General features: G+C 23.5%; 11 protein-coding genes. 9 read left to right on the top strand and 2 right to left on the bottom strand.

The window, feature by feature from the left end; genetic code table 11:
* Positions 1 to 381 (bottom strand): hypothetical protein (locus N3A58_00055; protein MCX8057792.1); only part of this gene is annotated, 381 nt, incomplete at its 3' end.
* A 111-nt stretch (positions 382 to 492) separates the two neighbouring features.
* Here N3A58_00055 and N3A58_00050 point away from each other — a divergent pair.
* From N3A58_00050 to N3A58_00010, 9 genes are all read left to right on the top strand, one after another.
* Positions 493 to 750: a hypothetical protein gene (locus N3A58_00050; protein MCX8057791.1), complete on the top strand. Its 258-nt coding sequence runs from the start codon at positions 493 to 495 to the stop codon at positions 748 to 750.
* Complete coding sequence (locus tag N3A58_00045) at positions 743 to 1,933, top strand: AAA family ATPase (GenBank protein MCX8057790.1); 1,191 nt, start codon at positions 743 to 745, stop codon at positions 1,931 to 1,933. The genes N3A58_00050 and N3A58_00045 overlap by 8 nt, the downstream gene beginning before the upstream one ends.
* Positions 1,934 to 1,942: 9 nt before the next feature.
* Positions 1,943 to 3,400 (top strand): VWA domain-containing protein, encoded by a 1,458-nt coding sequence (locus N3A58_00040; protein ID MCX8057789.1) that lies wholly within the window; start codon positions 1,943 to 1,945, stop codon positions 3,398 to 3,400.
* Between the two features lie 223 nt (positions 3,401 to 3,623).
* On the top strand, positions 3,624 to 4,529 hold the full coding sequence (locus tag N3A58_00035) for a reverse transcriptase family protein (protein MCX8057788.1): 906 nt from the start codon (positions 3,624 to 3,626) through the stop codon (positions 4,527 to 4,529).
* Positions 4,451 to 4,888, top strand: coding sequence for a hypothetical protein (locus tag N3A58_00030; protein ID MCX8057787.1), 438 nt, complete (start codon positions 4,451 to 4,453; stop codon positions 4,886 to 4,888). The genes N3A58_00035 and N3A58_00030 overlap by 79 nt, the downstream gene beginning before the upstream one ends.
* A 54-nt stretch (positions 4,889 to 4,942) precedes the next feature.
* Complete coding sequence (locus tag N3A58_00025; protein ID MCX8057786.1) at positions 4,943 to 5,110, top strand: hypothetical protein; 168 nt, start codon at positions 4,943 to 4,945, stop codon at positions 5,108 to 5,110.
* Positions 5,074 to 5,757: a hypothetical protein gene (locus tag N3A58_00020; GenBank protein MCX8057785.1), complete on the top strand. Its 684-nt coding sequence runs from the start codon at positions 5,074 to 5,076 to the stop codon at positions 5,755 to 5,757. The genes N3A58_00025 and N3A58_00020 overlap by 37 nt, the downstream gene beginning before the upstream one ends.
* Before the next feature lie 529 nt (positions 5,758 to 6,286).
* A complete protein-coding gene (locus N3A58_00015) occupies positions 6,287 to 7,594 on the top strand; it encodes a glycosyltransferase family 4 protein (GenBank protein MCX8057784.1) in 1,308 nt (435 codons plus the stop codon).
* The gene (locus N3A58_00010) at positions 7,591 to 7,770 is read left to right on the top strand and encodes a hypothetical protein (GenBank protein MCX8057783.1); all 180 of its coding nucleotides are present in this window, start codon (positions 7,591 to 7,593) and stop codon (positions 7,768 to 7,770) included. Before N3A58_00015 ends, N3A58_00010 begins: the two co-directional genes overlap by 4 nt.
* Here N3A58_00010 and N3A58_00005 read toward each other — a convergent pair.
* Positions 7,763 to 7,942 carry a hypothetical protein gene (locus N3A58_00005; protein MCX8057782.1) on the bottom strand — a complete coding sequence of 60 codons (180 nt, stop codon included), beginning with the start codon at positions 7,940 to 7,942 and terminating at the stop codon, positions 7,763 to 7,765. The genes N3A58_00010 and N3A58_00005 overlap by 8 nt on opposite strands.
* Positions 7,943 to 7,991 lie beyond the last annotated feature (49 nt).

Genomic DNA, 7,991 nt, shown 5'->3' with positions numbered 1-7,991 from the left:
CTTTATTCTGGAGTATACTCCAGATTTTCTTCTAAATTGATTTGTAACCTGATATTCGTTACCGTCAATTATAACAGAAAACCTATTTGTAACTTTTGGTATATAGGCTATTTTATAATTATCTTTGTAATCTATAACTTTGTTTGTAGTAGTATCTACAATTTCAAAGTTAGCGTATACAGGTATTTGCCAGCTTTTTCTATTTAATTTTATTTCTTTTTGAAGGGGAAAATCGTTATCGTCTAAATCGTCTTTAGTATATATTTTAACTAATCTAAGCTCTCTATTTCCACTTTTTATAGGAAATATGCTTTTTATGGATTCGGTTAAAGCTTTTTGAATTTCCTGATTTTGTAATTTATAATCAAATGCGTTTTCCATAAGTCTCCAAAATTTATGGTATAAGAAATATGAATTATACCCGCCTTTTTCTTAAATTTTAATATAATTAATTTTTTAAATTAAATCAAAGATTATAGGAGTTATAAAAAAATGATAAAAATAATAAAAATAAAAAAAATTGATGATTATAAATTACAAAAGGTAATTTATAAAAATGATTGTAATTATTTGATTAAAATTAAATTAATTTTATTCAAAGAATCAAAATCTAAGAGATATTCTGAGGAGTATACTGGATTAGATTTTGATACTAAAGAAGATTTTATTAATTTACAACAAAATTTTATAAAAAAAGGAATTAATTATTTTAAATCATTAGAAAAACAAATGGAGTTGTTCAATGAATAAAGACAAATTAATTAAATTAGAAGAAATTTTAAATCAATATAATTTTGAACGACAAGATGTTGTTCACGGAACAATTTTAGCTTTAATTTCAAAACAAAATATCTTGTATCTAGGGGAACCTGGTATAGCAAAAACTCAATTAGCTTTACAATTAACTAAATTAATTGAGGGAGCTAATATATTTCAATATTTGATGACTAAATATACTCTTCCAGAAGAGTTATTCGGTCCTATCTCTTTGAAACATTTAAAAGAAGATAAATTAGTTAGAGTATCAGAGGGAACAGTTCAAAATTCATCTATAATATTTTTAGATGAAATTTTTAAAAGCAACAGTTCAATATTAAATACATTATTAACTTTATTAAATGAAAAAATATATTATGAAGGCGGCAAACCAAAAAAAGCTCCTTTAATATTATGTATAGGAGCATCTAATGAGATACCAGATGAAAATGATGGTTTACAGGCTCTACAAGACAGATTTGTTTTAAAATATTTAATTAATAAAATTAAAGAAAAATCTAATTTTGAAAAAATGATGTTTTTAGATGAAAAGGTTGTAGATGGAGATAAAATTATAAATGATGATATAATAAATTTAGAACCAATTATTTCTTTAGATGAAATACAAAGTATTTCTAATGAAATAAAAAATATTAAAATTCATAGAGATGTTTTTGATTGTATTTTTGAAATTAGAAAATTATTAGAAAATAATAATATATTTGTAACTGATAGAACTTTTAAATTAAGTTTATCTATACTTAAAGCTGAAGCTTATTTAAATAATAAAGATATAGTAGAATATACTGATTTAATAATATTAAAAAATATTTTATGGAATAATCCTAAAGATTCTAAAAAAGTATATTATTATATATTAGAAGTAATTGATCCAGTTAGTACTCAAATTACTGCTTTATATCAACATGCTCAAAAACTTTATGAAAGTTTTATAGATGAAAAAAATAAAGAAACTAAATTAATGAAAGGTATAGAAACTGCAAATAATTTAAGAGATATTAGAAAAAAAATTATTGGTTTAAGTAAAAGTTCAATAAATAATAAAATAAATATTATTGAACATAATAATTTAATTAATTCTATAGATAATTTTTTACAAAATATACATGAAGGTATTGCTGGATCAGTAAATATTGATTTATCTAATCTTAAATAAGGAGCTGTTATGATTAATTTAAGAAATATTAAAAATGAAGAAAATTTAAATTTACATAAATTTGTTATTGAATACGATGAATATAATTTATATTTATTTAATTATTTGTTAAATAATTCAATTGATCTTAAAAATATTAATAATAAAGGTTTAGAAATTTATTCTAAATTTACTGAATTATTACAAGATGTGTTTAATATTTTTTATAAATATAATCCAAAATTATATCCAAAAAATGAAATAAAATATGATTATTTATTAAATTATGAAATTATAGATACACTATTACAAAATGAGGATATCCATAAGGTTAGAAGTATTACTATTGGTAGTGACATAGATTGTTTAATTGCTATTGAGTATTTTGCACCATTATTATTTGAGTTATTAGAAAAATATAAAGATTCAATAAAAGAATATGAAACACAATTAGATACTGTAATGGGCCCAGATGATACCCCAATAGATTATGATGAAGCTGTAAAAAAATTAGAAGAATATAAAAATAAATTAGTTGATGGTATAAAACAGGAAATTTCTACTTTTAGTTATAAAATAAAAAATATAATGTATAATATTATTGAAACTTCTGAATATTTAGCTAGTTGGGGTTTATCAGATACAAAAACTTTTACAAAAACAAGTCTTGAAGGTAAATTAGAAATTTTTAATAAAATAAAAAACTCTCCAAAATTAAAAGAAATTGTAAATTTATCTGGTAGATTTAAATCAGAATATTTTAATAATTATAAACAAAATATGAAAATTAAAAATAATAGTTATTCTAATTTAACTAAAGGAAATGATTTATCAAAATTAATTCCAACAGAATTAATTAAACTTTCTGATAATGTTTTAGAATCTTTATTTTATAAAGATTTTGAAGAAAAAAATCTTTTTCAATATGAATTAGAAAGTAAATCTAAAAAAGGTAAAGGTCCTATTATCATATGTATAGATAGTAGTGGATCTATGGAAGGATTACCGGAAATTTTTGCAAAAGCAGTTGCACTTACAATTTTAGATATTGCTAAAATGGAAAACAGGTCGGTTTATGTAATTCATTTTAGTGATGAAAGAAATGTAAATAGTTTACATTGTAATGAATATTTAAAAAATAAAAATTATAATAAACAAGATATTTTTAATATGTTAGAGTATTTTGTTGGAGGTGGAACAAATTTTGAACCTGCATTAACTTTAGCAAAACAAAAAATTGATACTGAACAAAATTTTAGTAAAGCAGATATTATATTTATAACAGATGGAGAAGCACCTGTATCACCAAAATGGTTACAAGAATTTTTAGAATGGAAAAAATCTAAAAATGTATATGTATATTCTATATTGATTGATGTTACACTAAATAGTGATATTAGCATAAAAAAGTTTTCTGATGAAATTCAGGTGCTTTCAAAATTAACGAAAAAGGAAATGTTGCATTTTCCTAAAGAATTATTACTTTAATAAAGTTTAGCCGAAAAGAATAGTTTTAAAAGTTTGTAGTTTCTACAAACAAGAAATAATAGTAATGATGTAAAGGAGTTTCTCGCATTCGTGTATTCTTTTCGGCTATTCCTATTTATAGTATAAAAATTTTAATAACGATTCGTTATTAAAGAAATAGTATTATAAGGCCGATAATTTCTAGGCATCGCTGCCTAGGTTAGTATAAATAGGAGAATTAACTGTGCATTATTTACTAAATTTTCAAAAAAATAAAAATAAATATATAGAATTATTAAAAAAAGAAACACTTTATGTTTCATTTCCTTTAAAAAAAAGAAATGGAAGTGTTAGATGGATTGACGCCCCTATAGAAGAATTAAAAACAGTTCAAAAAGAAATATTAACCAATTTATTAGATAAAATTCCAGTTTGTGATTGGGTATATGGTTTTGTTAAAAATAAAAGTGCAATTGATGGAGCTAAATTACATTTAAATAAAAAAGTTATATTAAATATTGATATTAAAGATTTTTTTAGTAGTATTACATTAAATAAAGTATATGGAATATTTATAAAAATTGTATCTTATAATAATAATAAATACAATTTAAATTTAACAAATCAAATAGAATTAGTTAATTATTTAAGTTTATTAACCACTAGAAACGGTAAACTCCCACAAGGAGCCCCAACAAGTCCAGCATTATCAAATATTTATATGTATTATATAGATAATAGATTTAATTCAATAGCTAAACAATATAATTTAACTTATACTAGATATGCTGATGACTTAACTTTTTCTAGTGACGATTACAATTTTGATATGAAAATAATAATAAATAAAGTAGAACCTATCTTAAATGCAGCCGGTTTAAAAATTAATAAAAAGAAATTAAGAATTATGAGACCACATAGAAGAATGGAAGTTACTGGAATTGTTGTAAATAAACAATTAGGGGTTCCTAGATACAAATGGAAAAATTTAAGAGCGATGTTACACAATATTGATAAAAATAACATTAAATTAAAACCTAAAGAAATAAAACAAATTTTAGGAAAAATTGAATGGATATCAAAATTAAATCCGAAGAGGGGGAATCAGTTAAATATGAAGCTACAACAGATATTATTAAAAGAACAATAGAACAGTCTAGATTAATTAATAATTTAGATTGTTTAAGAGTACAACTTCCTTATGTTAAATTAATAGAAAAACAAATTTTTAATAATAGTTCAAAAATTAATTTAGATTCTTATAATTGGTATTTTGAAATTAAAAAAGATAGGAATAGATTAAGATATATAATTTATGTAAAAATAAAAATAAATAAACAACAAAGAAAAAATTTAGTAAAAGTAAACTCAATATTAAATTTTAGAATTTATTTAAACTATATAAGAATAGAATTATATATTAATACTATAAAAGAAAATAAAATAAAAAAATTATTAGAATTATTTGAAAAAGAATTAAATAAATTTTTATTTATATATCTTTATTAACACTAGCCCCACCAGACCCATAATGTATATATCTGTATTTGGAGAGATATTCAGATGAATCCTGTAGTGATTAAAGTATTTAAAAAAATCGGTGCAGTAGTTTTTTACGAACTGTCTAAAATTTTATCAACTGATGAAAAAAAGACACGTAAAAAAACTACTAAAATTAAACCTAGTAATAACAAATGTTTAGGGTCTTCACAAGAAACAGAAAAACAATAGTTTCTGTAGATTTTGACAGAGCAGTAACTTGTCCTCAAATATGTAGTTACTGTTATGTAAAGAAAACAGAAACTATATATACAGGCTATCTACAAAAAATAAGAAGAAACTATAAAGAAGCCTTGTTAGATCCTAAACGATTCGCCGATACCCTCAATAACGAATACCTAAAACTCCAAACCCTAGAAAAGAAACAAGGAAACCCCAAAATAGAAACCCAATCTATAAGGTTATATGGGTCGGGAGATTTTATTCCAACACATTATTATTTTATAAAAGAATTAATTTTTCCGTTTTATATAATAAGTAAATCTTTAACAATGAAAGGGATGACTGAGTATATACCAATACTATTAGATTTGTCAAATCTAACAAGTATTGTGTTAAGCTTTGATAAGGATAATATCTATAATTATGAAAATGTTAAAGATTATTATAAAAAAAATAAGATAAAATTTAGTTATACAGGAACTGCTGATGAGTTTTCTGAAATAAAAAAGAAATATAATTTTAACATATTTTTCAATATAAAGAAAAATAAAGTTGAAATTGAAAAATCCAGAAAACACAGAGAGCAGTGTCCGTGTGACACTAAATTAATACAAACAAATAGAGCTTGTACAATATGTAATAAGTGTTGGAGATAATTATTTATCAAATGGGGCTAGAACTACGTTCGTAGACTTTATTTATATGTGCGTTACGTACATATAGTAACAAAATATACCAGCAATTAATTCACCTCAGTATACATTACATAACATAGTCATGTGAACGTCATTAATTGCTGGTATATGGGGATTGGGCTAGGGACACCCGAGCGCCACGGGAGGGATCCAGGCCCGGAACCAACCGGACTGAATTCATAAAACCAGGTTACAGAACCGGACTCAGGCTCGTCATAACAAGTACCAGGAGGAAGAAGCTTTGCAAGGGCCGCGACATCTCCTGTACCCCATGGCAGCCGATCACACCTGCGGAATCGACATATGCATTGTACCGGGGCAGCACTACAGCTGCTAGAAGACAAGGTCCCAGCTCGTTACAACCCGCCTTAAGCCATTATTACCGTTATGTAAATAGTACGAACGTAAAAGAAAACTACATTGAACAATGTAGTTTTCTTTTTTTTTACATTAAATTTTAATATATTTAACTTCAAAATTTAGGAGAATTATGAAAAAACCAAAATTATTTGCTTGGTGTGACTTTTTAGTTCCAACTGGTTTTGGAGTTGTGGCTAAAAATTTATTAGATGATATGCACAATTATTTCGATGTATCTATTTTAGGTATTAATTATAAAGGAGATACAAAATATGATACATCTAAATACTTTGTTTATAGTGTTGCAGAAAATGATTTACTTGGATATAAAAGAATTCTTTCAATAATAGATAAAGAAAAACCAGATATAATATTTTTATTTCAAGATATATTTCATATAAATGAAGTTATTAAATATATTAAAAAATTAGAATTTAATTCAAAAATAGTTATTTATTTTCCAGTAGATGGACAGCCATTTTCTAAGTTATGGAAACCAGCTTTAGATTTAGCTGATTCAATAATTACTTATTCTAAATGGGCTAAAAAAATAATTTTAGATGCTTTTCCTGGATTTAATAAAAAAATAAATATTTTATATCATGGAGTTGATACTAATATTTTTTATCCTCTTAATTTAAATAATATTATTGAATATAAAAAAAAATTAAATTGGCAAAATAAATTTATTATAACTAATGTTAATAGATTTCAACCTAGAAAGGCCATACCATTGACATTAAGAATTTTTAATCTATTTACAAAAGGTTATAAAAAATGTAGTTGTGGTAATTTAATACCTAATCATTTAAATAGATGTGATTTAAATAATTGTAGTTTAGATAATGTTGTTTATATAAATAATAATATTAAAAATGATGTTTATTTATATTTACACATGATGCCTGAAGAATTTTCAATGGGAATGGGGTATACAAATAGTTTGCAGCATCATATATTAAATAATGGATTTACAGAAGAAGATTATGGAATAATAATTGGAATAAATGGAAAAAATATTTATAATGGAGAGGTGCCAGAAGAGGAATTAAATTATATATATAATATTTCAAATGTTAATATTACTACTTCATTAGGAGAAGGATGTGGATTAAGTTTATTAGAGTCTGCTGCTACAGGGACTCCAAGTATTGCTCCAAACAATTCTGCTATTCCAGAACAACTTAATGGTACTGGAACCCTAGTAAATAATAAAACAGTATTTAGTTTTCCTAATGACAATGCACATATTAGGCCTATAGTAGATATAGAAGGAATGGTTTTAGCATTAGAAAAATATTATAATGAATGGAAATCACAAAAGGAAGAAAAAATAATTTATAATGAGTGTATTGAAAATATTAAAAATAATTTTTTATGGGATGATAAAAAACAATTTTTATTAAATATTTTTAAAAAAACATTGGAACAAAAATGAATAAATATTTATATAATTCAACAATGAATTTAAACTATGTAAAATATTCCTATACTGATTGTGTAAAATATGACTATGTAAAATATAATTATTTTGAATCTGTTGTTTCACATTTGTTAAATTCAATAAAAATATTAGAAGACAGGATAAAAGAGCTAGAGAAAAAAGTTAATTAATTTCTTCTTCATACCAAATAGTTATAATAGCTCTACCAGACTTGTCATAAGAGAATTGTTCTTTAATAATAGTTAAATTTTCCGAATTTAATATTAATTCGTATTCGTCTTTTTCTTCTGGATTATCTAATACAAATTTTTTAACTCTTTTTATTGTTTCTTTGTTTTTCATATTCTGGATCAAAATTTAATTGTTCCCATTCAGAATTAGAAGCTATTTT

It is taken from the genome of Spirochaetota bacterium, assembly GCA_026415295.1.
Taxonomy (GTDB): Bacteria; Spirochaetota; JAAYUW01; order JAAYUW01; family JAOAHJ01; genus JAOAHJ01.
The sequence above is the reverse complement of the archived record's forward strand: the minus strand, read 5'-3'. Positions and strand labels throughout refer to the sequence as shown.